This is a genomic window from Dyella sp. 05T440, from assembly GCF_056395965.1.
On sequence record NZ_JBFTKN010000008.1, the window covers coordinates 67,506 to 93,105 of the forward strand.

Here is a 25,600-nt window from a genome sequence, read left to right on the forward strand (position 1 = left end):
CGAGGTGGCGGACGAACATCCATTCGTCCTGGGCCAGGCCTCATGCCCTGCCCAAATCAAAAATTCTTGGTAATCCAACCGCGCAACTTGTCCACCAGGCCGCCCACGCTGCCGCCGCTGGGTCCGCTGACGCGCATGCCGCCCGAGCGCGAGCCATGCAACAGCAGGCCCACGCCGGTGGAATGCAGCGGATTGGCGACGACCTCGCCCAGGCCGCTCACGTGCTGCGGCACGCCGATGCGCACCATCTTGTGGAAGATCTCCTCGGCCAGCTCGAGCGCACCTTCCATGCGCGACGCGCCGCCGGTGAGCACCACGCCGGCCGCCACCAGGCTTTCGTAGCCGGAGCGGCGCAGCTCGTCCTGCACCATCTCGAAGATTTCCTCGTAGCGCGCCTGCACCGACTGGGCCAGCGACTGGCGTGCGAGACGGCGCGGCGGACGATCGCCCACGCTCGGCACCTGGATGGTTTCCTCGGCATGCGCCAGCTGCGCCAGCGCGCAGGCGTACTTGATCTTGATCTCTTCGGCATGCGCGGTCGGCGTATGCACGCCATAGGCGATGTCGTTGGTCACCTGGTCGCCGCCCACCGGCAGCGACTTGGTGTAACGGATCGCGCCCTGTGTATAGATGGCGATGTCAGTGGTGCCGGCGCCGATGTCGACCAGGCACACGCCCAGCTCGCGTTCGTCATCCGTCAGCACCGACTTGGCACTGGCGACCGCCGACGGGACCAGCTCGTCCACCGTGAGACCGCAGCGCTGGATGCATTTGCTGATGTTCTGCACCGCCGCGGCAGCGCCGGTGACCAAGTGCACGCTCGCTTCCAGGCGCACGCCGCTCATGCCGACCGGCGAGCGGATGCCATCCTGGCCGTCGATGCGATATTCCTGCGACTCCTTATAGAGGACCTTGCGGTCCGCCGGGATCGCCACGGCGCTGGCGGCTTCGAGCACTTGCTCCAGGTCGCCCGGGGTCACTTCGCGATCGCGGATCGGCGCGGTGCCGTGCGAGTTCTTGGTTTCCAGGTGGCTGCCGGAGATCGAGGCGTAGACCGAGCGGATATCGCAGCCTGCCATCAGCTCGGCCTCTTCCACCGCGCGCTGGATGGAGTGCACGGTCGATTCGATATCCACCACCGAGCCGCGCTTCATGCCGCGCGACACGTGCGTGCCGATGCCGATCACTTCGATCGGTTCGCCAGGCTCGTACTCGCCCACGATCGCCACCACTTTCGAGGTGCCGATGTCGAGGCCGACGACTAGCTGCTTGTCGTTCTTGGTCTTCATGTGCGGGGTGAGCCTCCAGCGTTCACGGTGTTCGCCTGGGGCGGCCATCGAACGGCAAATCCATTGGTGTATCGAAGATCGGCATAGGCGAAGCCCTCGGAGTGGCCCGCCATCAGTTGTGGGTAGACATCGAGGAAACGGCGCAGGCGACGGCCCGCCTGCTCGCGATCGCCGATGACGATCTGTGCACCGCTGCTCGTGGTGAGACTCCAGCTGCCACGCTCGGTGAGCGAGACGCCGGTGATTTTCAATTTGGTATTGGCGAAGGCCTTCTGCGTTTCCGCGTAGAAGCTCACCACTTCGGCCAGGCGCGCATCCGGTCCGCGCAGATCCGGCAGATCGCTGTTGGCCGACACGTCCGGCACGTCGAACACCAGGCCCTGGCGGCTGATCAGCTGCTTCTCGTTCCAGCGCGCAAACGGCTGGCGCTCGTAGATGCGCAGGATCAACGTGTCGGGCCAGCGCTTGCGCGCCTCCACCGACTCCACCCACGGCAGCGCGGCCACGGCTTTCTGTACACCATCGAGATCGAGCGCGAAGAACCCTTTGCCGAGGCGCGGCATGACCACCGAACGGAGCGAATCCTCGGTGACATGCTTGAACTCGGCTTGCACCATCAACTGGGTCACCGGCCAACGATTGGCCGCAAACCATCCGCGCAGCACGCCGACGATCGGCAGCGCCACGAGCGCGATGGCCAAAACCCAGGCAACGAGGCGGACGGTTCCCCTCACACGCCCTCCCGGAAGCTCGTTTCCAGCACGCGCCAGCACAGCGTCTGGTAGTCGATGCCGGCGACGGCGGCCGCCTTGGGCACCAGCGAATGCGAGGTCATGCCCGGCGCGGTGTTCACTTCCAGCAGCCAGTTGCGGCCCTGCTTGTCGCGCATCACGTCCACGCGGCCCCAGCCCGAGCAGGCCAGCGCGTCAAACGCACGCAGCGCCAGCTCCTGCATCTCGCGCTCGTCGTCGCCGCGCAGACCCGGGCAGATGTACTGGGTGTCTTCCGCGATGTACTTGGCGTTGTAGTCGTAGTACTCGCCCTTGGGCACGATGTTGATCGTGGCCAGCACCTGGCGATCGAGGACGCCGACGGTGTACTCGCCACCTTCGATCAGCGTTTCCATCAACATGTCGCCGGGATACTTCTGCGCCAGCTCGACGGCGGCATCGAGGCCGCTTTCGTCGAACACGCGCGTCACGCCGACGCTGGAGCCTTCCCAGGCGGGCTTCACGATCAACGGGAAACCAATCTCGCGCGCAGCGGCATGCACATCGGCACCGCGCGGCAGCGCCTTGAACTTCGGCGTGGGCAGTCCGATCGCCTGCCACACCAGCTTGGCGCGGATCTTGTCCAGCGACAGCGCGGAACCCAGCACGCCCGAACCAGTGAATGGCACACGCAGCGACTGCAGCGCGCCCTGCAGCTCGCCGTTCTCGCCGCCACCGCCGTGGAGAATATTGAACACGCGGGCGAAGTGACCGGCACGTACGGCATCGAGCAGGGCCGGAATGCCGTCGATGGCATGCGCATCGACGCCGCGCGCCTGCAGCGCCGCGAGCACGTTGCGACCGGAATCCAGCGAGACCTCGCGCTCGGCCGAGCTGCCACCCATGACAACGGCGACGCGGCCAAACTGTGCGGGATCGGTAATCGTCTTGCTCACTTGTGGGTCCTCAAATGGCCAGCATTGGCCAGTTCCACCGCCGCCGCGCCGATATCGCCGGCGCCGAGCAGCAGCAACAGATCGCCGTCGCGCAGCAGCGCGGGCAGCGTTTCCTTGAAATCGCGCGGATGATCGATCAGCACCGGATCGACCTTGCCGCGTGCGCGCACGGCACGAGCCAGGGCACGGCCATCGGCGCCCGCGATCGGCGCTTCGCCGGCCGCGTAGATTTCCGTCAGCACGAGCACGTCGGCTTCAGCGAGCACGTTGGCGAAGTCATCGAGCAGATCGCGCGTGCGGCTGTAGCGGTGCGGCTGGAAGCCGACCACCAGGCGGCGATCCGGCCAGCCACCGCGTGCGGCGGCGAACACGGCCGCCAGTTCGCGCGGGTGATGACCGTAGTCGTCGACCAGCAGCACGTTGCCCTGATCCAGCGCGATCTCCCCGCGGCGATGGAATCGGCGACCCACGCCCTGGAACGCTTCCAGCGCACGGGCGATCGCTTCGGCTTCCACGCCCAGCTGCCAACCGATGGTGGCGGCGGCCAGTGCATTGAGCACGTTGTGGCGACCCGGCAGATTCAGCTTGACGTGCAGCGCCTCGTTGCGGCCCGGCAGCCACAGGTCGAAATGCATTTCGAAGCCGTGCTGCGCGAGGTTGCTCGCCCGCACGTCGGCATCCTGGGTGTCGATGCCATAGGTCATCACGCGGCGCGTGGTCGACCTGGCCAGCGCGGCGACTTCCGGATCGTCGACGCACAACACAGCCAGACCGTAGAACGGCAGGCGGTGCAGGAAGTCGTCGAACGCCTTCTTCACCTGCGCGAAGTCGTTGTTGTAGTTCTCCAGATGATCGGCGTCGATATTGGTGATCGCGGCGATCACCGGCGACAACATCAGGAACGAGCCATCCGATTCATCGGCTTCGGCGACGATGTACTGGCCGGTGCCCAGGCGCGCATTGGCACCGGCGGCATTGAGCTGGCCGCCGATCACGAAGGTCGGGTCGTAGTTTGCTTCGGCCAGCACGCTGGCGGCGAGGCTGGTGGTGGTGGTCTTGCCGTGCGTGCCGGCGATGGCGATGCCACGACGGAAGCGCATCAGCTCACCCAGCATCTCGGCGCGCGGCACCACCGGAATGCGCGCGGCACGCGCGGCCTGCAGTTCCGGGTTGTCGGCCTTGATGGCGCTGGAGGTGACGACCACGTCGGCGTCGCCGATGTGCTCGGCCGCGTGACCCACGTGCACCACGATGCCCAGGCTGGAGAGGCGCTGCGCGGTCGGCGAGTTGGAGCGGTCGGAACCGGACACGGCATAGCCGAGGTTGTGCAGCACTTCGGCGATGCCGCTCATGCCCACGCCGCCGATGCCGATGAAGTGCACGCGGCGGAAGGTGGTCATCAGATCTTCGTGCGCTAGCAGGCGACGCGGCGTCATGCGGCCACCTCCATGCAGGCACGGGCGATCACGTCCGCGGCATCGGGCTTGGCCAGCGTGCGTGCGGCCTCACCCATCGCGATCATGCGCTCACGATCATCCAGCAACGCTTCCAGGCGCTGCGCCAACTGCTGTACGTCCAGGTCCTTCTCCTGCATCAACTCGGCCGCATGCGCGGCGACCAGCGCCTCCGCATTGCGGGTCTGGTGGTCGTCCACCGCATAAGGGAACGGCACGAGCACCGCGCCGAGTCCGGCAGCGGTGAGCTCGGCCAAAGTCAGTGCACCGGCACGGCACACGGCGAGATCCGCCCATGCATAGGTGCCGGCCATGTCTTCGATGAAGGGCACGATCTGCGCCTCGACGCCGGCTTTCGCATAGGCCGCACGTGCTTCATCGATGCCGCGGTTGCCGCACTGGTGCAGCACTTCCGGGCGTTGCGTCGGTGACATCAGCGCCAGCGCCTGCGGCAGCGCGATGTTGAGCGCACGCGCGCCGAGGCTCCCGCCGAGCACCAGCAGGCGCGGTCGACCCGTGCGACCAGCCATGCGCTCGCGCGGCGACGGCAGGCTGGCGATGGAAGCGCGCACCGGGTTACCGACCCACTCGGCGTTCGGCAAGGTATCGCTGAAGCCGGCGAGCACGCGCTGCGCGTGGGCGGCCAGCTTGCGATTGGTGAAACCGGCGACACGGTTCTGTTCGTGCACCAGCAAAGGGCGACGGGTGAGACGCGCCGCAACGCCACCGGGTCCGGCCACGTAGCCGCCCATCGACAGCACGCTGCGCGGCTTGATCCGGCGCAAGGCAGACAAGGACGAGAGCAGCGCGCGCGCCAGCATCATCGGCGCCATCAGCCGCGTCTTGAGGCCTTTGCCGCGCAGGCCGCCCACCGGCACGGTGATCAGTTCGATACCGTGCGCCGGCACCACCTTGGTTTCCATGCCGCCCTCGGCACCCAGCCAGACCACGGGCACGCCGTGCAAGCGCAGCGCTTCGGCCACGGCCAGGCCGGGGAAGATATGGCCGCCGGTACCGCCGGCCATGATCAGCACGGGACGCTGTGCGCTCATGCGGTCACCGCCTCGCGTCCGGGGGCCACAGCAGCGGCGTTTGCATCGGGCACGGCGTTGGCCGGCATGCGCGTGGCCATCTGTCGCGCATCGATCGCGCGATTGATCTCATAGGTGGTACGCAGCAGCACGCCCGCCATCGCGCAGGTAAGCACGATGGACGAACCGCCGTAGCTGATCAGCGGCAGGGTAAGACCCTTGGTCGGCAACGCACCCAGGTTCACGCCGATCGACACCATCGCCTGCAGGCCGATCATCATCGAGATGCCACAGGCCACGTAGCCGGCGAAGCGCTGGCCGATCTCCATGCCCTTGGCGCCGAGATACAAGCCGCGCCCCACGGCAACGCCGAACAGCATCATCACGAACAGGATGCCGGCAAGACCGAATTCTTCGGAAATCACCGCAAAGATGAAGTCGGTGTGGGCTTCGGGCAGATAGGACAGCTTCAGCACGCTGGAGCCCAGACCGACGCCGGTCCACTCGCCGCGGCCGATGGCCATCAGCGACTGGGTGAGCTGGAAGCCGTCGTTGAACGGATCGGCCCATGGATCGACGAAGGAGGTCAGGCGACGCATGCGGTACGGCTCGAACTTGGCCACGAACCACAGCAACGCGACCACCGGCAGACCCATGCCGCCGAGGTAGACCGGATTGGCACCGCCCATCCAGATCATGCCGATGGTGACCGCGATCATCAGCGTGGCGGAGCCGAAGTCAGGCTGCACCAGCAGCATCACCACGAACAGGCCCGCCACCATGATCGGCTTGAACAGCCCCCAGAAACTGGTTTCCACACTTTCGCGGTGGCGCACGAGATAGCTGGCGACGTACACCACCAGGATGAGCTTCACCGCTTCCACTGGCTGGAACGTGGTGATGCGGAAGTTGAGCCAGCGGTGTGCGCCATTGAGCCGCATGCCGATGCCCGGCACGAACACCAGGGCCAGCAGCAGGACCGCGCCGCCAAACATCATCCACGCATGCTTTTCCAGCAGCTTCAGTTCGGTGCGCATGGCAAAGGCTGCCAGCGCGACTCCCAGAGTCAGGAACAGCAGGTGGCGCTTGAGGAAATAGAACGCACCCATGTGCTGGCTGTCGGCCACCGCAATGGAACTGGACGTCACCATCACGACACCGACGCAGGCCAGACCGACGAGTGCGATCACCAGCAGCATGTCGAAGCTGCCGCGGGGTCCCTGTCGTCGTTTGGCTTGGGTGGCGTCGAAGATCATCTCAGCGCACCTTCAACGTGGCGAGGCCGATCAGCACCAGCACGACGCTGATGATCCAGAAACGCACGATCACGCGGGGCTCGGGCCAGCCCTTGAGTTCGAAATGGTGATGGATCGGCGCCATGCGGAACACGCGCTTGCCGGTCATCTTGAAGCTGGCCACCTGGATCATCACCGAGGCGGTTTCCATCACGAACACGCCGCCCATCACCAGCAGCACGATTTCCTGGCGCACGATGACTGCAATGGCGGCCAGGGCGGCGCCGATGGCCAACGCGCCCACGTCGCCCATGAACACTTGCGCGGGATACGTGTTGAACCACAGGAAGCCCAAGCCCGCGCCGGACAGCGCGCCGCAGAAGATCGCCAGCTCGCCCGCACCGGGAATCGACGGAATGCCCAGGTATTCCGAGAACACGCGGTTACCGGCGAGATAGGCGAACACGCCCAGCGCACCCGACACCAGCACGGTCGGCATGATGGCGAGGCCGTCGAGGCCGTCGGTGAGGTTCACCGCATTGGAGAAGCCCACGATCATGAAGTAGGCGACCACCACGAACAGGATGCCCAGCGGCAGCGCGACCTGTTTGAAGAGCGGCACATATAGCGCGGTCTCGGCGACCGGAGCGCCGCTCGTCGCATGAGGCGCCGTGTAGTAAAGAAATAGCGCGGCAGCGAGACCGAACACCGACTGCCAGAAATACTTCCAGCGCGAGGCCAGGCCGCGGCTGTCCTTCAGCACCAGCTTCTTGTAGTCGTCGTAGAAGCCGATCACGCCGAAGCACAGCAGCACCGCCAGCACCAGCCACACGTAGCGGTTGTGCAGGTCCGTCCACAACAGCGTGGAAAGCGTGACCGCGAGCAGGATCATCACGCCACCCATGGTCGGCGTGCCGGCCTTGGATAGATGCGTCTGCGGGCCGTCCTTGCGCACCACCTGCCCGGCCTTGAGATCGGCGAGCTTCTGGATAAGCGTGGGGCCAAACAGCAGCGACATGGACAGCGCGGTGAGCGCGGCCATGATCGTGCGGAACGTGATGTACTGGAACAGGTGCAGGGCAGTGAAGTGCCTGGCCATCCAGTCTGCGAGTTCAAGCAGCATCGGATGCGCCCTCCCCATTTCCCTTACTGCCGCGCAGTGCGGCTACGACTTGATCCATGCCGGCGGAGCGCGAGCCCTTGATAAGGCAGGTGACGCCGCTGTGCAGTTGTTGTTTGAGTGCGGCGGTCAGCGCCGCCTTGTCGGCGTAGTGTTCGCCGCGCTCGCCGAAGGCCTTGATCGCCGCTGCGCTCAGCGGGCCCACGGCGAACATGCGATCGATGCCCTGCTGGCGCGCGCGCTCGCCGATGCCGGCGTGCAGCGCCATCGCGTTGTCACCAAGTTCCGCCATGTCGCCCAGTACCAGCCAGCGCTCGCCGTCGGCCAGCGCGAGCGTGTCGATGGCAGCGCCGACCGAGCCGGGATTGGCGTTGTAGCTGTCGTCGATCAGCGTCCAGCCGGCGGGCATGCGCTCCAGCTGAAGGCGGCCGGCGACGCCAGGCACCTGCTCGAGACCTTCCACGATGGTGTCGAGCGGCACGTCGAGAGCGAGCGCAATGGAAGCCGCCGCCAGTGCATTGGCGATGTTGTGGCGACCCGCCAGCGGCAGGTGGACATCCGCGTCGCCCACCGGCGTGCTCAGCACGAAGTGCGAGCCGTCCACGCGCTGGTCGACGATATCCGCGCCGATGTCCGCCTTGTGCGTGAGACCAAAGCGCAGCTGGCGACGCGACCCGGCCAGGCCCGCGAAGAAGCTGGCGAACGCATCGTCCGCATTGATGATGGCCACGCCGTCGACCGGCAAAGCCTGATACAGCGCGCCCTTGGTTTCGGCCACGCCTTCCACGCTACCCATGCGCTCAAGATGCGCCGGCGCAATGGTGTTGACGAGGCTGATATCGGGCCGCGCGATGGCAGCCAGATAAGCGATGTCGCCCGGCTTGCCGGCGCCCATCTCCAGCACGGCGAACTCGGTGTCCTGCGGCATCGCCAGCAAGGTCAGCGGCAGGCCGAGCTCGTTGTTGTAGTTGCCGGCGTTGACATGGGTACGGCCGTGGCGCGACAGGATGGAGGCGGTCAGCGTCTTCACCGTGGTCTTGCCATTGGAGCCCGTGATGCCGATGACGCGCACATTGCTCTGCGCGCGCATCGCACTGGCCAGATCGCCCAGCGCCAGCGCGGTGTCGTCCACCACCACCTGAGGCAGCGGCGAGTCGACTTTGCGCGTCACCAGCGCAGCGGCAGCGCCGCGAGCCATGGCATCGGCCAGAAAATCATGGCCGTCGACGCGCTCGCCCTTGATCGCGACGAACAGATCGCCTGCCTGCACTTTGCGCGTATCGATGGTCACCCGCATGACGTCCACATCGGCACCGATCAGGTGGCCGCGGGCCCACAGGGCGATGGCGCTCAGACGCATCATGCGCGCACCTCCAGCGCCTGGCGTGCAACCGCCAGGTCGTCAAACGGGCGCTTGCCGTGCGCGCCTTCCTGATAGGTTTCGTGACCCTTGCCGGCGATCAGCACCACGTCGCCGGCCTGCGCCGAAGCCAAGGCCAACTGGATCGCCTGCGCGCGGTCGCGCTGCACCGTGGCCAGGTCGGGCTTGCGCAGGCCGGCCACGATCTGCGCCACGATGACGTCGCCATCTTCGCCGCGCGGGTTGTCGTCGGTCACGATGATGCGGTCGGCCAGGCGCTCGGCGATGGCGCCCATCTGCGGACGCTTGCCCGCATCGCGCTCGCCGCCGCAGCCGAATACGCAGATCAGCTGGCCTTCGCAGTGCGCGCGCAATGCGCTGAGCGCCTGCTCCAGTGCATCCGGCGTGTGGGCGTAGTCAACCACCACCAGCGGCAGCTGCGAAACGCCGCCCAGGCGGTTCATGCGGCCGTTGATCGGTTCCAGCGATTCCACTGCTTCGATCATGCGCTCGAACGATTCGCCGAGCGCACCCAGGCAGGCGATCACTGCAAGCAGGTTGGCGACATTGAAGCGGCCGAGCAGCCGGCTGCGCACGGCATGCGAGCCCCACGGCGTCTGCACGTCGAAGGCCAGGCCTTCGGCCGAGGTGACGATGTTCACCGCGCGCACGTCGGCGTCGGCGTGATTTTCTGCGCTGAGGCGCAGCGCCTGAACACCCTGCGGCAGGCGCTGGGCGAGCGTGCGGCCAAACGCGTCGTCGATATTGATCGCCGCCGCCTGCAGCGAGGGCCATGCGAACAGCTTGGCCTTGGCTTCGCCGTAGGCTTCCATGCTGCCGTGGTAATCGAGATGGTCGCGGGTGAGATTGGTGAACGCGGCGACGTCGAACGCCACCGCGGCCACGCGGCCCTGCTCCAGCGCATGCGAAGACACTTCCATCGCCACGTGCGTCGCGCCGTCATCACGGAACGAAGCAAGCAAGCCCTGGACGTTGATCGCATCCGGCGTGGTGCGCTCGCCTTCGTTGATGCGGCCATGCAGCCCCGCGCCCAGCGTGCCGATGGTGGCGGCGCGATGACCCAGAAATTCCAGCGCCTGCGCGAGCAACTGCACGGTGGAGGTCTTGCCATTGGTGCCGGTGACGCCGATCACGCGCAGCGCTTCGGACGGGCGCCCGAAGAAGCGCGAAGCGATCTCGCCGACCTTTCCGTGCAGGCCATCGACCCACAGCACCGGCACGTCCAGTCCTTCGACATGCGCCGGGGGCGCTTCGGCCAAAACGACACGGGCACCGCGCTCCGCTGCGCCGCGCGCAAACGAGATGCCGTGCTCGCGCGTGCCGCGCAGCGCGAAGAATGCATCGCCCGGACGTACCTGGCGCGAATCCAGCGTGAGTCCTGAAACGACGATATCGCCGACACCAGGGGTCTCGGCGATGCCTTGGAGCAGCTGATCGAGGCGGGCGCTCATGGCGTGGCTCCCTCGATCGGTGCGTCGTCCACTGTTTCAACCGTGGGCTGTTTGTTGCCGGTCAAACCGTTCTGTCCTTGCAACGGCCCGCCGACATACCAGCGGCCGATGTTGTCTGGGGGCACATCCATGAGGCGCAAGGCGCCGTCCATGACTTTGGCGAAGACGGGGCCGGAGACCAGCGCGCCGTAGTAGCTGCCCTTCTTGGGGTTATCGATCACCACCACCGCCGCCATGCGCGGATTGGACGCCGGAACGATGCCGGCGAAGGCGGCGCTGTAGTTGTTCTTGGAGTAGCCGCCGGCGCTCGCCTTGTGCGCCGTGCCGGTCTTGCCCGCGACGCCATAGTTGGGAATCCACGCATACGGCGCGGCGGTGCCGCCCGGCTGCGTCACCGACACCATCATCTGCACCAGCTCGTTGGCGATCTTCTGATCGATGATCTGCTTGGCGTCGTTGTCCGAGCCCTTCACGAAGGTGGGCAGATGCATCACGCCGTTGTCGGCGATGGTGGCGTAGCCGTTGGCCAGCTGCAGCGGCGTCACGTTGAGGCCGTAGCCGTAGGCAAGAATCGCCTTCTCCAGCATGCCCCAGCTCTTGCCCGGCTTGAGATAGCCCGAGGCTTCGCCCGGAAAGCCGCTGTTGGTGCTGTTGCCGAAGCCGAAGGCACGATAGGTGTCGTACATCAGCATGGTGTCGAGCGTCATCGATACCTTGGCGGCGCCGATGTTGCTGGACTTGGCCAGGATGCCGGTGGGCGACAACAAGCCATAGGCGTGCGTGTCGCGGATGTCGTGCGAGATGTAATAGAAGTGGCCGTTGCCGGTGTCGATCATCGGACCGGTCGGCGTGTACTTGCCGCTGGAGAGCGCAGCGGCCATCACGAACGGCTTGATGGTGGAGCCCGGTTCCACCACGTCGGTCATCGCGCGATTGCGGCGGCTGGATGCGTTGCTGCCGCGCAAGGCATTCGGGTTGTAGGTCGGCCAGTTCACCATGGCCAGCACTTCGCCGTTGCGCACGTCGATGATCACCATGGAACCGGAGTCGGCATCCGACTGCTCGATGGTGTTCTTCAATTCGTTATAGGCGAGGAACTGGATGCGACGGTCGATGCTGAGCGTGATGTCGCGACCCGGCTGCGGCGCGCGCACCAGGTCCAGATCCTCCACCACATGACCCTGGCGATCGCGAATGACGCGCTTGCGACCTTCCTTGCCGGCCAGCCAGTCGTCGAACGCCAGCTCGAGGCCTTCCTGGCCGTGATCGTCGATATTGGTGAAACCCAGCACGTGCGCTGTCACCGGACCGGACGGATAGAAGCGGCGGAACTCGCGCCGACCATCCACGCCCGGCACAGCCAGATCGAGCACCACCTGCGCGGCATCCGGCGACATCTGGCGCTTCAGATAGACGAACTCGCGCTCGGAGCGCTGCGCCAGATACTGCTTGAGCGCATCCGGATCCATGCCGATGGCCTTGGCCAGCGCCGGCAGCTTGTCTTCGTTGTCCAGCACTTCGGCCGGATTCGCCCAGATCGAGACCACCGGCGTCGACACCGCGAGCGGCTCGCCGTTGCGATCGAAGATGGTGCCGCGCGATACCGCGATGGGTACTTCGCGCAGGATGCGGGCGTCGGCCTGGTTCTGATAGAAGTCCTTGCGGACCACCTGCATGTCGAACGCGCGCGCTACCAGGCCCAGCGACGCGGCAGCCAGCACGCAGCTCACCACCAGCATGCGGCGGCGGGCGCTGGGCGCCACACCGTTGCGGCGCGAAGAGGATGAGGATGTGCGCTGGCGCGGCTTCATCGACGCACCAGCTGGATGTCTTGCGGCTTGGGATTGAGCATGCCCAGCGCCTGGCGGGCCTCGTCGTCGACGCGACGCGGCTCGGCCCAGGTGGCCTGCTCCAGTTCCAGCTTGCCGTATTCGATATTGAGGTCGTCGCGCTGGTTCTGCAGGCGGGTCAGCTCGACGAACAACACGCGGCTCTCATGGCGCGTCCACACCACGGCAATGGCGCTGGAAAGCACCGCCGCGATCAGGATGAACATGAAGAGGCCGCCGAGTACCTTCATGCGAGCTTCTCCGCCACGCGCAGCACCGCCGACCGGGCGCGCGGATTGACGGACAGCTCGGCATCGGAAGGAAACTGGGCCTTGCCCACCGCCGCCAGGCGAGCAGGCGCAGCCGCTACCGGCGGACCACGGCGGCTGCCTTGCACGCGACCGGAGTGGTCGCGGATAAACAGCTTCACCGCGCGATCTTCCAGCGAGTGGAAGCTGATGATGGACAAGCGACCACCGACCGTGAGCAGCTCGAGCGCCGCGTTGAGGCCATGCTCCAGCGCGTCCAGTTCGCCGTTCACATGGATGCGCAGCGCCTGGAAGCTGCGCGTGGCCGGATGCTTGCCCGGCTCACGGCGGCCGATCAGGCGCTCGATCAGCGAGGCCAGTTGGCCGGTGCGGGTGATCGGGTTTTCCACGCGGTCTTCGACGATGGCGCGGGCGATCTTGCGGCTGAAGCGCTCGTCGCCGTAGTTCCACAGCACGTCGGCGATCTCTTTTTCCGAAGCGTGCGCCAGGAAGTCCGCGGCGCTTTCGCCCTGCGTGGTGTCCATGCGCATGTCCAGCGGCGCGTCAGCCATGAAGCTGAAGCCGCGCGCGGCCTCGTCGAGCTGGGGCGAAGACACGCCGAGGTCGAGCAGGATGCCGTCGAGGCCGCCGGCGGTTTCGTCCCACTCAGCCATGCTGGAAAAATTGGCGTGGCGAATCGACACGCGCGGGTCGCTGGCGAATTCGGCCTGCGCGGTGGCAATGGCCTGCGGATCGCGATCCATCAGCATCAGCCGACCGTCAGGACCCAGGCGTGACAGCACCGCGCGAGCGTGACCGCCGCGTCCAAAGGTGCCATCGAGATAACGCCCGCCAGCCTGCACGGCGAGTCCCTCCACTGCTTCACCCAGCATCACCGGGATGTGCACTAACTGCTCGGCCATGCCGCCGCACTCCCGCTCCCGTCCCGTTCCATCTGCCGCGCTGCCACCGTTGCCGGTTACAGCTGCAGCTCCGCCATCTCGTTGGTGATCTCGTCTTCGCCGATGGTCTGGCGGATCTTGGCCAGGTGAGCCTGCTCGCTCCAAAGCTCGAACTTGTTGCCCATGCCCAGCAGAACCGCTTTCTTCTCGATGCCCGTAGTCGCCCGCTGGCTCGCCGGCAGCAGGATGCGTACAGCCGAATCGGGCTCGACGACCGCCGCGGCACCGACCAGCTTCATCTGCATGTCGCGATGAGCCGCCTTGACCTTGGGAAGCGCGTTGACCTGGTCGCGCACCTTTTCCCACTCCGCGTACGGGAACAGCCACAGGCAGCCCGACTCGAAGGGGTTGTAGGTGATCACCAGACGATTGGCGCAGGCGTCGGCCACCAACTCGCGATACGCGGTCGGTATGGCCAGCCGGCCTTTGTCGTCAACAGTGATGGCGGTTTCGCCCTGGAACACGGCCAATAGACTCCACGAATTCCCACGATTTCACACAGGAACCCACGATAGTCTCGCCCCCTGAGACTGTCAAGGAAATTTTTCTTGTGAATCAATGAGAAAGGCAATGATCTGGCAGTAATTCCAGCCCTTTCTGAGGAAACACTCGAAGGTGTTTGAAAGGTTAGGTTTTTTTACTTTTCAACCATGCCATCCGTCACGCCCGGCGAGGCTTTTCAGGCGATCGGATATGAATCGCCGTTCATGGCCCGCCGCACGGCCGCCACCACCCCGCCGATGACGGCGAGAGAGGTGACGACCGGTCGTGAAGGAGGTGGAGTCGGCCTGTAAGCCGGGTTCTGTACGCCTTGCGGCGCGACAGTCATTCCTCTCGGCCTGGCGTCACCGCCAGGCTCCAGCAACCTACCCGGGAACAACGCGGGCCGCGTTATCGTTCCCCTATTTGGTCTTGCTCCGAGTGGGGTTTACCGTGCCACGCGACGTTAGCCCCGCGTGCGGTGCGCTCTTACCGCACCCTTTCACCCTTACCACGCGCACCCGAAGATGCCGTTCGGCGGTCTGCTCTCTGTTGCACTGGCCGTCAGCTCACGCTGCCCAGGAGTTACCTGGCACTCTGCCCTGTGGAGCCCGGACTTTCCTCGATGCGCTTGCGCGCGACGCGACTGTCCGGCCGACTCCGCTGCGGATTCTAGTGGATTTATGTCTCGCCAACCCGCGAGGCGCTGAAAAAGATCTGTAGGAGCGCACTTGTGCGCGACCGCGGAGCGCTGATGTGCCGCGGTCGCGCACAAGTGCGCTCCTACACAAACAGCGGTTTTAGCCTTCGTAGAGGAGTTTGCGCGGCGCGCCGGTAATCGCGGCCGCGAGCTTGGCGGCTTTTGCCGGGGGCAGCTCTTCGCGCAGGAGGGCAAACACACGGCGGCCTTCCGCTTCGCGTGCATCGGTCTCTTCGCCGCGACCCGCCACCAGAATGACGATCTCGCCGCGCTGCTGGTTCGGATCGCTGGCCACGCGCGCAGCCAGTTCGCCCAGCGGTTCGCCGATCACGGTCTCGAACAACTTGGTCAGTTCGCGCGCGAGCACGCCTTCCCTCGTCTCACCAAAGATGTCGCGCATGTCGGCAAGACTCTCGGCCACGCGGTGCGACGACTCATAGAAGATGAGCGTGCGACTGTCGCCCGCAAGTTCCTGCAAACGCGTGCGACGCGCGGCGGCCTTGGGTGGAAGAAAGCCCTCGAACACGAAACGATCGCTGGGCAGCCCTGCCACGGAAAGCCCGGCAATCGCCGCACATGCACCCGGCACCGGCACGCAACGAATGCCGGCCGCGCGCGCCGCGCGCACCAGGCGAAAGCCCGGATCGCTGATCAGCGGCGTGCCCGCATCGGAGATGAGCGCCACCGATTCGCCACCCTGCAGCCGGCGCACGATGGCCTCGACCACGTCGCGCTCGTTGTGCTCGTGCAGCGCCACCAATGGCGTGCCGATGTTGTAGTGCATCAGCAAGGGCCGGCTGTGCCGGGTGTCCTCGGCCGCAATCACCGCCACCGATTGCAGCGTCTCGATGGCACGCGCGGAAAAGTCATCGCGATGACCAATCGGCGTGGCGACCACCCATAGCAGACCTGGCTGAATCTGTGACATCTTGCTGTTTCCTATGCATCGGGGCGGCAACCCAATGGGCTATCATCGCCCATCCGCCGACCATGTCGTCAAAAAGCTCGAAGGGATTTGGCCATGCGCTTGACCCGCGCCGCAGGCGTTGCCCTGCTGATTTCACTGGCACTGAGCGGCTGCGTGCCGCCGGCCGCGCAACGATCGCCGGCCGAAATCGCCGCCAGCCAGCAAGCCGACGCGCTGGTGCAACAGGGCAAGTTCGACGAGGCCGCCCAGGCCTATCTGGCGCTTGCCCAGACCGGCGGCAACCGCGACCACTATCAACTGCTCGCCGCCGAAGCCTATCGACAGGAAGGCCAGCTCGATCGCGCCGCGCCGCTGCTCGATGGCATCCGTCGCCAGCGACTGAGCGGCGACGAGCCTTCGCGACTGGATCTGCTGCAGGCCGAAATGGCGCTGAAGCAGCACAACGCGCCGCGCGCACTGCAATTGACCACCCAACCCAATATCAGCGTGCCACCGGCACTGCAGCTGCGTCTGCTTGAGCTGCGCTCGCAAGCCATGCAGCAGACCGGCGATCTCTGGGGCGCGGCCCGCACGCGCGTGGAAATGGACGGCCAATTGAGCGGCCTCGACCAGGCGCAGAACCGCAAGCAGGTCGTCGCCCTGCTCACCCAGCTGGGTGTCGATCCCTTGAAGCAGCGCGCTGCGGCGATGCAGCCCAGCGACCGCATGCTGCCGTGGGTCAACGAAGCGCTGACCCAGCTTGGCGTCGCCGTGGCGCATCCCGCGCCCGCGCTGGAACAGGAAGTGGGCACGCTGATGCCGGGCGAAGGCGCCAACGTGCGCGAAGGCTTCAAGATGCCTGCGCATGTCGCTTTGCTGTTGCCGACCAGCGGCAATCTCGCTGCCGCAGGCACCGCCATCCGCGAAGGTTTCTTCGCCGCCTATGCCGATTCCGCGCACAACCACATGCCGCGCCCACCGGTGAAGGTCTACGACAGCGCAGGCACGTCGGCAGGCGCCATCAAGGCGTACCAGCAAGCCGTCGCCGATGGCGCGCAACTGATCATCGGGCCGCTGACGCGCGGCGAGGTGTCGGCGCTGTTCGGCCTGCCCCAACTGCCGGTGCCGCTGCTCGCACTCAACCATCCTGACGACAAGAGCCTGCCCGCCAGCGGCGTGAGCGAATTCGGCCTGCTGCCGGAAACCGAAGGCGCCCAGGCGGCTGACCACATGGCCGACAACGGCATCGTCAATGCCTTCGTCATCGTCAGCAACGACGACTTCGCGCAACGCGCGTCCAAGTCGTTCAAGGCGGAACTCGAAGCGCGCGGAGGCAAGGTCGCCGGCGTAGGCAACCTGCCCGGCAGCGGCGTCAACTTCGCCTCGACCATTTCGGGCCTGGGCATGCCGACCGACAGCGGCGACGCCAGCGCCAACAAGGACACTGGCATCTTCATCAGCATGCGTCCGCAGCAGGCGCGACTGTTGCTGCCGCAGCTCAAGCTGGCCAAGATCAATCTGCAGGCGTACGGCACCTCGCACATCTATGCCGGCGTCGATGATGCAAGCGCCAACCGCGATCTCGAAGGCGTCGAATTCTGCGACTCGCCATGGCTGTTCGACGTGCAACCGGGCCTGCCCAATCACGGCGATATCGCTGGGCAGCTGCCCGCGGCACGGGGCACCTCCGCGCGCCTGTTTGCCTTCGGCATGGACGCCTGGAACCTCGCACCCTATGTCGACTGGCTGCGCGCCCATCCTGGCAGCTATCTGCCGGGCGCCAGCGGGCAGCTGACCTCCGACCAGTTCGGCCGCGTCCGTCGCGTGCTGGTATGGGCCAAGTTCCAGGATGGCCTCGCCCGCCCGCTCAATGGCAGCCTGCAGATGGATAGCGCACCGGCCATGGCGCCGCCGACCGACGCCACCACGCCGCAGGCGCTCCAGCCCGAGCAGTCCACCACCCGTTAAAACGCGCACGCCTTGATGCGCGCTGCCGGCGCCGCTTTCGAACAACGCGCCTGCGCCGAACTGCAGCGCGCCGGCCTCAAGCTGCTGGCGCGCAACTACACCACGCGCTACGGCGAGCTGGACCTGGTGATGCTCGATGGCGGCACCGTGGTGTTCGTGGAGGTGCGCCATCGCCTCACCAGCGGCTGCGGCAGCGCGGCGGCCTCGGTCAACGCCAGCAAGCAGGGCAAACTCATCCGCACTGCCGAGCTGTGGCTGGCCGATCATCCACAACACGCCCATCGGGCATGCCGGTTCGATGTGGTGGGTTATGACGGGCCGGTCGATCGTGTCGACATGCGCTGGTGGCGCGGCGCCTTCGAGGCCGGCTAGGTTGCTGCACCGTCGTCGACGGTTTGCACATATCTGGCGGCGCACACTGCTGGCAACGGTCGCCATCCGGTGACGCCAGGGCGCGGGGGCATCATGGTTCGCATGCTGATCGGTATCGGCAAATGGACGGCCATCATCATCCTGGTCTTCCTCGTTTCCCTGTTGGCCATCCGTGCGTGGGATTCACAGCAAGGCGACCCGCTCGCGCCCTGGCAGACCTTCGTTCCCGATGAACTTTCACCCTCGCAGATCGATGCCACCGACTGGGCCGGCTATCTGGCCGCCGAGCAAAAAGCATTCGCCCAAGTGAAGGCGGAAGTCACCGACAAGCTGGACCCTGCGCAGCGTGTCGTGGTGAATCGATACTTTGACGGCGCCCCGATGTATCCGGGGCATTTCGCGCACGACTGGAATCGCTCGTACGTGCTGGAGCCCACCGGCACGCCGGTAGGCGCGGTGGTGCTTATCCATGGCCTGAGCGATTCACCCTATAGCCTGCGCGATGTCGCGCAGCTATACCGCGCCCATGGCTTCGTGGCGATCGGCTTGCGCGTGCCAGGCCATGGCACGGTGCCGGCAGCACTGACCACGGCGGACTGGCCCCAGTGGCTGGCGGCGACACGCCTGGCCATGCGCGAAGCGCGGCGCCGCGTGGGACCTAACCTGCCCATCCATATCGTGGGTTATTCCAACGGGGGCGCGCTCGCGGTGAAGTACACGCTGGATGCGTGCGAACACACCGAGCTGCCCATGCCGACGCGGCTCGTGCTGCTCTCGCCGATGATCGGGGTCACCAGCTTTGCGCGGTTCGCCGGGCTGGCAGGCTTGCCGGCGCTGTTGCCGCGTTTTGCCAAGGCCGCGTGGCTGGATCTGCTGCCCGAGTACAACCCGTTCAAGTACAACTCGTTCCCGGTGAACGCGGCGCGTCAGTCCTATCTGCTGACTGACGCCATCCGTAGCCAGATGCTGCGCATGGCACGCGATCGCCAGCTTGGCCGCTTGCCGCCTATACTCAGTTTCCAATCGGTGGTGGACGATACGGTGAGTGCTTCGGCCGTGATGCATACGCTCTACGCGCATGTGCCCGCCAACGGCAGCGAAGTCGTGTTGTTCGACGTGAACCGCAATCAACGCTTCGACACATTGCTCAAACCGAGCGCGCTCACTGCGATCAATCGCATGCTTCCATCGGGGCCACAGGCCTATCGCAGTACGGTCATCGCCAACGCGGCAGTGAATGACGACCATACCGTGACACGCACGACGGAGCCCGGCCAGAGCGCGGCCAGCACGGCGCCGCTGTCCATCCCGTACCCGGACACGATCTTTTCGCTGTCGCATATCGCGCTGCCCTTTCCGCCCAGCGATCCGCTGTACGGAACCGCGCCCGACCTGTCCGAAAACTTCGGCATTCGACTAGGCACCCAGGCGCCTCGTGGCGAACGAGGCACGCTGATCCTCAATTTCGATGCAGCGCTGCGCATCAGCTCCAACCCGTTCTACCCCTATGTGCGCGACCGGATCGAGGCGCTGCTTCCGACCGCCACCGCGCAGCCAACGGCGAAGCTTGCCGAACCCGCGCATTGACCGACGCATCAGGCGCAACCGGCAGCGGAGAGTGGGATACTCCCGGCATGAAGCTTCCCGATGCCCTGCTCGATACGCTACGCGCGCATTTTCCAGGCGAGTCCATGGCCACCGGTATGGCCGAACGACTTGCCTACGCCTATGACAATTCGCGGCGCAACGCACTGCCCGATGCCGTGGTGTTTCCCACCACCCACGAACAGACCGAGGCACTGATACGCGCGTGCCGCGAACATCGCGTGCCGGTGATCGGGCGAGGTCGCGGCACCAATACCACCGGTGCGACGGTTCCCATCGAGGGCGGCGTGGTGGTGAGCTTTGAGCGGATGAATCGCATCCTGCGCATCGACCCGGACAATCGACTCGCCGTGGTCGAGCCGGGCGTGCTCAATGGTGACCTGCAACAGGCCTTGAAGCCGCACGGGTTCTTCTGGCCGCCCGACCCTTCGTCGTCGCCCTGGTGCAGCATTGGCGGCAACCTCGCCTGCAACTCCGCCGGCCCGCGCACGGTGAAATACGGCAGCCCGCGCGAAAACACGCTTGGCTTGCGCGCGGTGGCCGGCACCGGTGAAGGTTTCCGCTGCGGCACCTATACGAGCAAGGGTGCGACGGGTTACGACCTGACGCGCCTGCTGATCGGCTCCGAGGGCACGCTGGCGCTGATCACCCAAGCCACGCTCAAGCTCACGCCCAAGCCCTCGGCGCTGCGCACCATTCGCGCCACCTATCGCGATGTCTCGGCAGCCGCTCGCGCGGTGGCACGGATCATGGCCCAACCGGTCACGCCCTGCGCGCTGGAATTCATCGACGACGTGGCGTTGAAACTCGCTCGCGCCTACGGCGGCGACACCGTGCCGCTGGCCGCCGCGATGCTGATGATTGAAGTGGACGGCGAACCGGAGACCTTGCCGAGCGCCGTGGACGCAGTCTCCCGCGCCGCCCGCGGCGATGGGCTGGAAGATCTGCGCGTGGCCGAAACCGCCGAGGAAACGCAGGCGCTGTGGTCGGCCCGCAAGGCGCTCTCCCCCGCTCAACGCACCATTTCGCCCAACAAGATCAACGAGGATGTAGTGGTTCCCGTGAGCCATCTGCCTGAGCTGGTCGATGGCATCAAACAACTGGCGAAGAAACACGACGTGCTGATCGTGAGCTTCGGCCATGCGGGCAACGGCAATCTGCACGTGAATTTGTTGCCACGGGACGAGGCGGAGCGCGAACGTGCGCATGCCTGTCTTGCCGAGGTGTTCGCGTTGGTGATTTCGCTGGAAGGCACGCTGTCAGGCGAGCACGGGATCGGCCTGGTGAAGAAGCAATTCATGCCGCTCGCGCTGGAGCCGTCGACATTGCAGCTTATGCGCAACGTGAAGGCTGCCTTCGATCCCGAGGGCATCCTCAATCCGGGCAAATTGCTGCCCTGACTTGCGTCGACGAGGTATCACCTCTGCAGGAGCGCACTTGTGCGCGACAAACCTTCACTGAGCGGAAACGGGTGACGCTGCGGTCGCGCACAAGCTGCGCTCCTACAAGGGTCAGGCCATGTGTTCCGGCGAAGTCTCACCCCTGTGGGAGCGCACCCTGTGCGCGACAAACCAACGGAGCGGCAGCCTGACAGGGGACGGTCGCGCACAGGGTGCGCTCCCACAAGGTGAGGCGCAGGTTTTCGGTCACGCTTTGCGCGCAAAGATCAGGTGCAAACCGAACGCCACGAACACTGCGCCCGCAAACCCATCGATCCAGCGCGACAGCCTGAGGTAGCCGCGACGCATGGCCGGCAAGGCGAACACGCCTGCCACCAGGGTGAACCACACGAACGTCTCGACGACGACCAGGGTCCACAAACCCCAGCGCGTGGCAGCGTCGACGCGGTCGCCGAGAAACGCGGAGAACACGCTGCCGAAATAGATCACCACCTTGGGATTGGAGAGGTTGGTGAGCAGTCCCGCGCGCAAAGTGGTCCAGTCACTCTGCTGCAGTACGGCGTGCGGCTCGCTCGCGGCTACCGGCGCCTTGATCGCGCCGCGCAGCATCTTGATGCCCATCCAGGCCAGGTAGAGGCCGCCGGCAATGGAGATCAGCCGCTCCAGCCAGGCCAGCCGCTGCAGCAGCAATTGCAGGCCCGCCAGGGCCAGGGCGGACCAAACGACCACGCCCAGGGTGATGCCCAGCACGCCGAACATCGCCTGGCGCCGCGTGCGGCTCACCGCGGTCTGCGACACAAAGAAAAAGTCCGGACCAGGGCTCAGCAAAGCCACCAGATGTACCAGGGCAATGGTCAGGAACAGGCTCACGGGCGTCTCCTTGGGGAATGGGGCCGGTTTCTTCGTGGCGGCGCAGCTTGTCGCCACCGCGGTGGTCCTCTAGTCTGCCCGTTTTGGCACGGCCTTGGGACGTCCCAAGCCCTCTGCAGGGGATCAGCGGCTCGTCCACACAGGTCCGGCTCGCGCCAGCCCTGGAGGGATGGGCGCGCCGCCCCTCACCCGTCACCACTACCCACACAGACATACGCTGATGAATCTGCGACTGCGCCTGATCGCCATGAACTTCCTGCAATTTTTTGTGTGGGGATCGTGGCTGCTTACCATTGGCGCGTACTGGTTCCAGACCAAGCAGTGGTCGGGCGCGCAGTTCGGCGCGATCTTCTCGACCATGGGCATCGCCTCGCTGTTCATGCCGTCCATCGCGGGCGTGATCGCTGACAAGTACATCAATGCGGACAAGCTCTACGGCATCTTCCACATCTGCGGCGCCGGCGTGCTGTTCTGCGTGCCGATGGTGCAGTCGCCCGGCCTGATGTTCTGGGTGATGCTGATCAACATGATGTTCTACATGCCGACCATCGCGCTCTCCGTGGCGGTGGCATTCAACGCGCTCAAGAGCGACGGCAAGGACATCGTGCGCGATTTCCCGCCGATCCGCGTGTGGGGCACGGTGGGTTTCATTGCCGCGCTGTGGACGGTGAGCCTGCTGCACCTGGAAACCTCCTCGGGCCAGTTCTACGTGGCCTCGGGCGCGTCGCTGCTGCTGGGCCTTTACGCTTTCACGCTGCCGCCCTGCCCGCCGCGCTTCCAGCGCAGGGACAACCAGTCGTGGCTGGACACGTTCGGCCTCACCTCGTTCAAGCTGTTTCGCGACGCGCGCATGGCGGTGTTCTTCACCTTCTCCATGCTGCTGGGCGCGGCCCTGCAGCTGACCAATGCCTATGGCGATACCTTCCTGCACGACTTCGCCAAGATGGATGCGTACAAGGATCTGGTGGCGGTGCGTTACCCCGCCATCATCATGTCCATCTCGCAGATTTCCGAAACGCTGTTCATCCTGGCCATTCCCTTCTTCCTGCGCCGCTTCGGCATCAAGACGGTGATGCTGATCAGCATGCTGGCGTGGACGCTGCGCTTTGGCCTGTTCGCTTATGGCAATCCGGGCTCGGGCCTGTGGATGATCGTGATGTCGTGCATCGTGTACGGCATGGCGTTCGACTTCTTCAACATATCCGGCCAGTTGTTCGTGGAAGGCCAGAGCGACCCGTCCATCCGCGCCAGCGCGCAGGGCCTGTTCATGCTGATGACCAATGGCGTCGGCGCGGTGCTGGGCAGCTCGATCAGCGGCCTGGTGATCGAGGCGTTCTTCACCTATCCGGACCAGAGCAAGGACTGGCACGGCATCTGGATCACCTTCGCCAGCTATTCGTTGATCGTGGCGGTGTTGTTCATGGTGCTGTTCAAGCACAAGCATGATCGTGCCGCGGCGGAAGCGTTGGCGGCCAAGCTGGCGCACTGAGCCATACCCCTTCCACCTGTGGGAGCGCACCCTGTGCGCGACAGGCGCCCGGGCACCCCGCGATAACCGGTTGTTGCGATGGCACTCGGACGCCCGTCGCGCACAGGGTGCGCTCCCACAAAAGCGCGGGATTTTCTGGCCGGGTACAATAGGCGGATGCAGATCGGCCCCTACCGCATCGACCCGCCCGTGGTGCTTGCTCCCATGGCCGGCGTCACCGACAAGCCTTTCCGCCTGCTGTGCAAACGGCTGGGCGCGGGTCTGGCCGTGTCGGAGATGACCAACGCCGATCCCCGCCTGTGGCGTACGCGCAAGTCGCTGCAGCGCATGGACCACGAGGGCGAACCCGAACCGGTGAGCGTGCAGATCGCCGGCTACGATCCGGCGATGCTGGCCGAAGCGGCGCGCTATAACGCCGACAACGGCGCCCAGATCATCGACATCAACATGGGCTGCCCGGCCAAGAAGGTCTGCAACGTGTGGTCGGGCTCGGCGCTGCTGCAGGACGAGCCGCTGGTGGCGCGCATCGTGAAGGCCGTGGTCGACGCCGTGGACGTACCGGTGACGTTGAAAATCCGCACCGGTTGGGATCGCCAGAACAAGAACGCGCTGACGATTGCGAAGATCGCCGAGGACGCCGGCATCGCCGCGCTCGCCGTGCATGGCCGCACGCGTGCCGACAAGTACGAAGGCGACGCCGAGTACGAGACCATCGCCGCCGTCAAGGCGAGTGTGCGCATTCCGGTGTTCGCCAATGGCGATGTGGTAACGCCGCAACAGGCCAGGCATGTGCTCGATGTCACCGGCGCCGACGCCGTGATGGTGGGGCGCGGCGCACAGGGCCGGCCGTGGATCTTCCGCGAGATCAGCCACTACCTCAGCACCGGTGAAACCCTGGCGGAGCCCACGCCCGCCGAGGTGTGCGACATCCTCGTCCATCACCTGGAACACCTCTACGCGTTCTACGGCGAAATGCAGGGCGTGCGCATCGCGCGCAAGCACCTGGGCTGGTACGCGAAGGATCGTGCGGAAAACGCCGCGTTTCGCCATGTGGTGAACCAGGCAGAAAACGCGCTGGATCAGTTGCGCCTCACGCGCGAATATTTCGACGGTTTGCAGGAAGGCACGCGCCTGGCGGCCTGAGTTCGCCGCAAGCCTTTGCGTGATGCTTCAAGGCATGATGGACAAGTCCCACCACCATCGCCCTCCATGACACTCCCGCTGTCCAACAGGTCCTCGTCCACCTGGCTGTTGCGCCAGTGTCTCCTGCTTGTCGTCGTCGTGCTCTTGAGTGGCTGCGAGGCGACCCTGTTCGCCGGCCTCAACGCCACCGACCAGCATCGCGCCATCACGCCGCGTAGCGACATCGTCTTCGACAGCGAGCATGGCTTGGCCTTGGACGTGTATGCACCGGCGCAAGCCAGCCATGCGCCTGTCGTGGTGTTTTTCTATGGCGGCACATGGGTACGCGGCGAGCGTGCCTGGTACCGCTTCGTGGGCACGGCGCTGGCGGCGCATGGCGTGATCACGGTGATTCCCGACTACCGCAAATATCCACAGGTGACTCTCGAGGGCTTCATGCAGGATGCCGCAAGCGCCGTCGCCTGGGCGCACGCGCACGCAACGGAGATCGGCGGTTCGCCGGACGATGTCTTCGTGATGGGCCACTCCGCCGGTGGCCAGATTGCCGCACTGCTGGCCACGGATCCGCACTGGCTGGCGGCGCACGACATGAAGCCTGCCGATCTTGCGGGATTCATCGGTCTGGCCGGTTGCTACGATTTCGTACCCGTGCCGCAGGACGACGCCATCATGCTCGGTGTGTTCGGCGGCACGCCGGAACAGCAGCGCCGGGGGCAACCGGTGTCGTACGTGCGCGGCGAGGAGCCACCCATGCTGTTGCTGCAAGGCACCGACGACGACGAAGTGGAACCGTCAAACGCCATCTCGCTGTACCGCGCCAGCCAGGCCACGCACGGCGACAGCACGTTGCGAACCTACCCCGGCGTAGGCCACGAAGCGCTGCTGTTTGCACTGTCGCGACCGCTGCGTGATGGTGCGCCAACGCTGGTCGACACGCTGACGTTCATCCAGTCCCATCCTCAGGCGAAGCCGCCGGGCGCGTCGCACTGACCGCGGCGCG

22 protein-coding genes and 1 other RNA gene are annotated in these 25,600 nt (G+C 65.7%); 7 read left to right on the forward strand and 16 right to left on the reverse strand.

What is annotated here, in order from left to right:
• Positions 1-56: 56 nt before the first annotated feature.
• From ftsA to rsmI, 15 genes are all read right to left on the reverse strand, one after another.
• Positions 57-1,289: a cell division protein FtsA gene (gene ftsA / locus AC1DE1_RS12200; RefSeq protein ID WP_121882535.1), complete on the reverse strand. Its 1,233-nt coding sequence runs from the start codon at positions 1,287-1,289 to the stop codon at positions 57-59.
• On the reverse strand, positions 1,286-2,023 hold the full coding sequence (locus AC1DE1_RS12205) for a cell division protein FtsQ/DivIB (RefSeq protein WP_441604403.1): 738 nt from the start codon (positions 2,021-2,023) through the stop codon (positions 1,286-1,288). Before AC1DE1_RS12205 ends, ftsA begins: the two co-directional genes overlap by 4 nt.
• Positions 2,020-2,955, reverse strand: coding sequence for a D-alanine--D-alanine ligase (locus AC1DE1_RS12210; protein ID WP_441604404.1), 936 nt, complete (start codon positions 2,953-2,955; stop codon positions 2,020-2,022). The genes AC1DE1_RS12205 and AC1DE1_RS12210 overlap by 4 nt, the downstream gene beginning before the upstream one ends.
• On the reverse strand, positions 2,952-4,391 hold the full coding sequence (gene murC, locus AC1DE1_RS12215) for a UDP-N-acetylmuramate--L-alanine ligase (protein ID WP_441604405.1): 1,440 nt from the start codon (positions 4,389-4,391) through the stop codon (positions 2,952-2,954). Before murC ends, AC1DE1_RS12210 begins: the two co-directional genes overlap by 4 nt.
• Positions 4,388-5,461, reverse strand: coding sequence for an undecaprenyldiphospho-muramoylpentapeptide beta-N-acetylglucosaminyltransferase (gene murG, locus AC1DE1_RS12220; protein ID WP_477174981.1), 1,074 nt, complete (start codon positions 5,459-5,461; stop codon positions 4,388-4,390). Before murG ends, murC begins: the two co-directional genes overlap by 4 nt.
• Complete coding sequence (gene ftsW, locus AC1DE1_RS12225) at positions 5,458-6,696, reverse strand: putative lipid II flippase FtsW (protein ID WP_477174982.1); 1,239 nt, start codon at positions 6,694-6,696, stop codon at positions 5,458-5,460. Before ftsW ends, murG begins: the two co-directional genes overlap by 4 nt.
• Position 6,697: 1 nt before the next feature.
• Positions 6,698-7,798 carry a phospho-N-acetylmuramoyl-pentapeptide-transferase gene (gene mraY, locus AC1DE1_RS12230; protein ID WP_441604408.1) on the reverse strand — a complete coding sequence of 367 codons (1,101 nt, stop codon included), beginning with the start codon at positions 7,796-7,798 and terminating at the stop codon, positions 6,698-6,700.
• Entirely contained in the window at positions 7,788-9,158 is a 1,371-nt protein-coding gene (locus AC1DE1_RS12235) for a UDP-N-acetylmuramoyl-tripeptide--D-alanyl-D-alanine ligase (RefSeq protein ID WP_477178485.1), read from the reverse strand. The genes mraY and AC1DE1_RS12235 overlap by 11 nt, the downstream gene beginning before the upstream one ends.
• On the reverse strand, positions 9,155-10,627 hold the full coding sequence (locus AC1DE1_RS12240) for a UDP-N-acetylmuramoyl-L-alanyl-D-glutamate--2,6-diaminopimelate ligase (RefSeq protein ID WP_477174984.1): 1,473 nt from the start codon (positions 10,625-10,627) through the stop codon (positions 9,155-9,157). The genes AC1DE1_RS12235 and AC1DE1_RS12240 overlap by 4 nt, the downstream gene beginning before the upstream one ends.
• Positions 10,624-12,438 carry a peptidoglycan D,D-transpeptidase FtsI family protein gene (locus tag AC1DE1_RS12245; RefSeq protein ID WP_441604411.1) on the reverse strand — a complete coding sequence of 605 codons (1,815 nt, stop codon included), beginning with the start codon at positions 12,436-12,438 and terminating at the stop codon, positions 10,624-10,626. The genes AC1DE1_RS12240 and AC1DE1_RS12245 overlap by 4 nt, the downstream gene beginning before the upstream one ends.
• A complete protein-coding gene (ftsL, locus tag AC1DE1_RS12250) occupies positions 12,435-12,707 on the reverse strand; it encodes a cell division protein FtsL (RefSeq protein WP_441604412.1) in 273 nt (90 codons plus the stop codon). The genes AC1DE1_RS12245 and ftsL overlap by 4 nt, the downstream gene beginning before the upstream one ends.
• Positions 12,704-13,627 carry a 16S rRNA (cytosine(1402)-N(4))-methyltransferase RsmH gene (rsmH, locus tag AC1DE1_RS12255; protein WP_477174985.1) on the reverse strand — a complete coding sequence of 308 codons (924 nt, stop codon included), beginning with the start codon at positions 13,625-13,627 and terminating at the stop codon, positions 12,704-12,706. Before rsmH ends, ftsL begins: the two co-directional genes overlap by 4 nt.
• A 56-nt stretch (positions 13,628-13,683) precedes the next feature.
• A complete protein-coding gene (gene mraZ, locus AC1DE1_RS12260; RefSeq protein ID WP_046972286.1) occupies positions 13,684-14,130 on the reverse strand; it encodes a division/cell wall cluster transcriptional repressor MraZ in 447 nt (148 codons plus the stop codon).
• Between the two features lie 311 nt (positions 14,131-14,441).
• Positions 14,442-14,808: RNase P RNA component class A (gene rnpB, locus AC1DE1_RS12265), an RNA gene on the reverse strand.
• Positions 14,809-14,946: 138 nt separating this feature from the next.
• Positions 14,947-15,774 carry a 16S rRNA (cytidine(1402)-2'-O)-methyltransferase gene (gene rsmI / locus AC1DE1_RS12270; protein ID WP_477174986.1) on the reverse strand — a complete coding sequence of 276 codons (828 nt, stop codon included), beginning with the start codon at positions 15,772-15,774 and terminating at the stop codon, positions 14,947-14,949.
• A 93-nt stretch (positions 15,775-15,867) separates the two neighbouring features.
• Here rsmI and AC1DE1_RS12275 point away from each other — a divergent pair, with 93 nt between their 5' ends.
• The 4 genes from AC1DE1_RS12275 (at position 15,868) to AC1DE1_RS12290 (ending at position 21,098) form a co-directional block, all read left to right on the forward strand.
• Positions 15,868-17,721, forward strand: a complete 1,854-nt coding sequence (locus tag AC1DE1_RS12275; RefSeq protein ID WP_441604416.1) for a penicillin-binding protein activator — start codon at positions 15,868-15,870, stop codon at positions 17,719-17,721.
• Between the two features lie 15 nt (positions 17,722-17,736).
• Positions 17,737-18,093, forward strand: a complete 357-nt coding sequence (locus AC1DE1_RS12280) for a YraN family protein (protein ID WP_441604417.1) — start codon at positions 17,737-17,739, stop codon at positions 18,091-18,093.
• A 93-nt stretch (positions 18,094-18,186) separates the two neighbouring features.
• Complete coding sequence (locus tag AC1DE1_RS12285; protein ID WP_477174987.1) at positions 18,187-19,680, forward strand: alpha/beta hydrolase; 1,494 nt, start codon at positions 18,187-18,189, stop codon at positions 19,678-19,680.
• Positions 19,681-19,727: 47 nt separating this feature from the next.
• Positions 19,728-21,098, forward strand: a complete 1,371-nt coding sequence (locus AC1DE1_RS12290; RefSeq protein WP_477174988.1) for an FAD-binding oxidoreductase — start codon at positions 19,728-19,730, stop codon at positions 21,096-21,098.
• A gap of 246 nt (positions 21,099-21,344) precedes the next feature.
• Here AC1DE1_RS12290 and rhtC read toward each other — a convergent pair whose 3' ends face one another.
• Entirely contained in the window at positions 21,345-21,968 is a 624-nt protein-coding gene (gene rhtC / locus AC1DE1_RS12295) for a threonine export protein RhtC (protein WP_441604420.1), read from the reverse strand.
• 220 nt (positions 21,969-22,188) lie between these two features.
• Between rhtC and AC1DE1_RS12300 the strand changes: the two genes are divergently transcribed.
• The 3 genes from AC1DE1_RS12300 to AC1DE1_RS12310 all read left to right on the forward strand — a co-directional run bounded on the left by AC1DE1_RS12300 (position 22,189) and on the right by AC1DE1_RS12310 (position 25,590).
• Positions 22,189-23,457: a nucleoside permease gene (locus AC1DE1_RS12300; protein ID WP_441604421.1), complete on the forward strand. Its 1,269-nt coding sequence runs from the start codon at positions 22,189-22,191 to the stop codon at positions 23,455-23,457.
• 156 nt (positions 23,458-23,613) lie between these two features.
• Complete coding sequence (dusB, locus tag AC1DE1_RS12305) at positions 23,614-24,600, forward strand: tRNA dihydrouridine synthase DusB (protein ID WP_477174989.1); 987 nt, start codon at positions 23,614-23,616, stop codon at positions 24,598-24,600.
• A 66-nt stretch (positions 24,601-24,666) separates the two neighbouring features.
• Positions 24,667-25,590, forward strand: a complete 924-nt coding sequence (locus tag AC1DE1_RS12310) for an alpha/beta hydrolase (RefSeq protein WP_477174990.1) — start codon at positions 24,667-24,669, stop codon at positions 25,588-25,590.
• Positions 25,591-25,600: the final 10 nt, after the last annotated feature.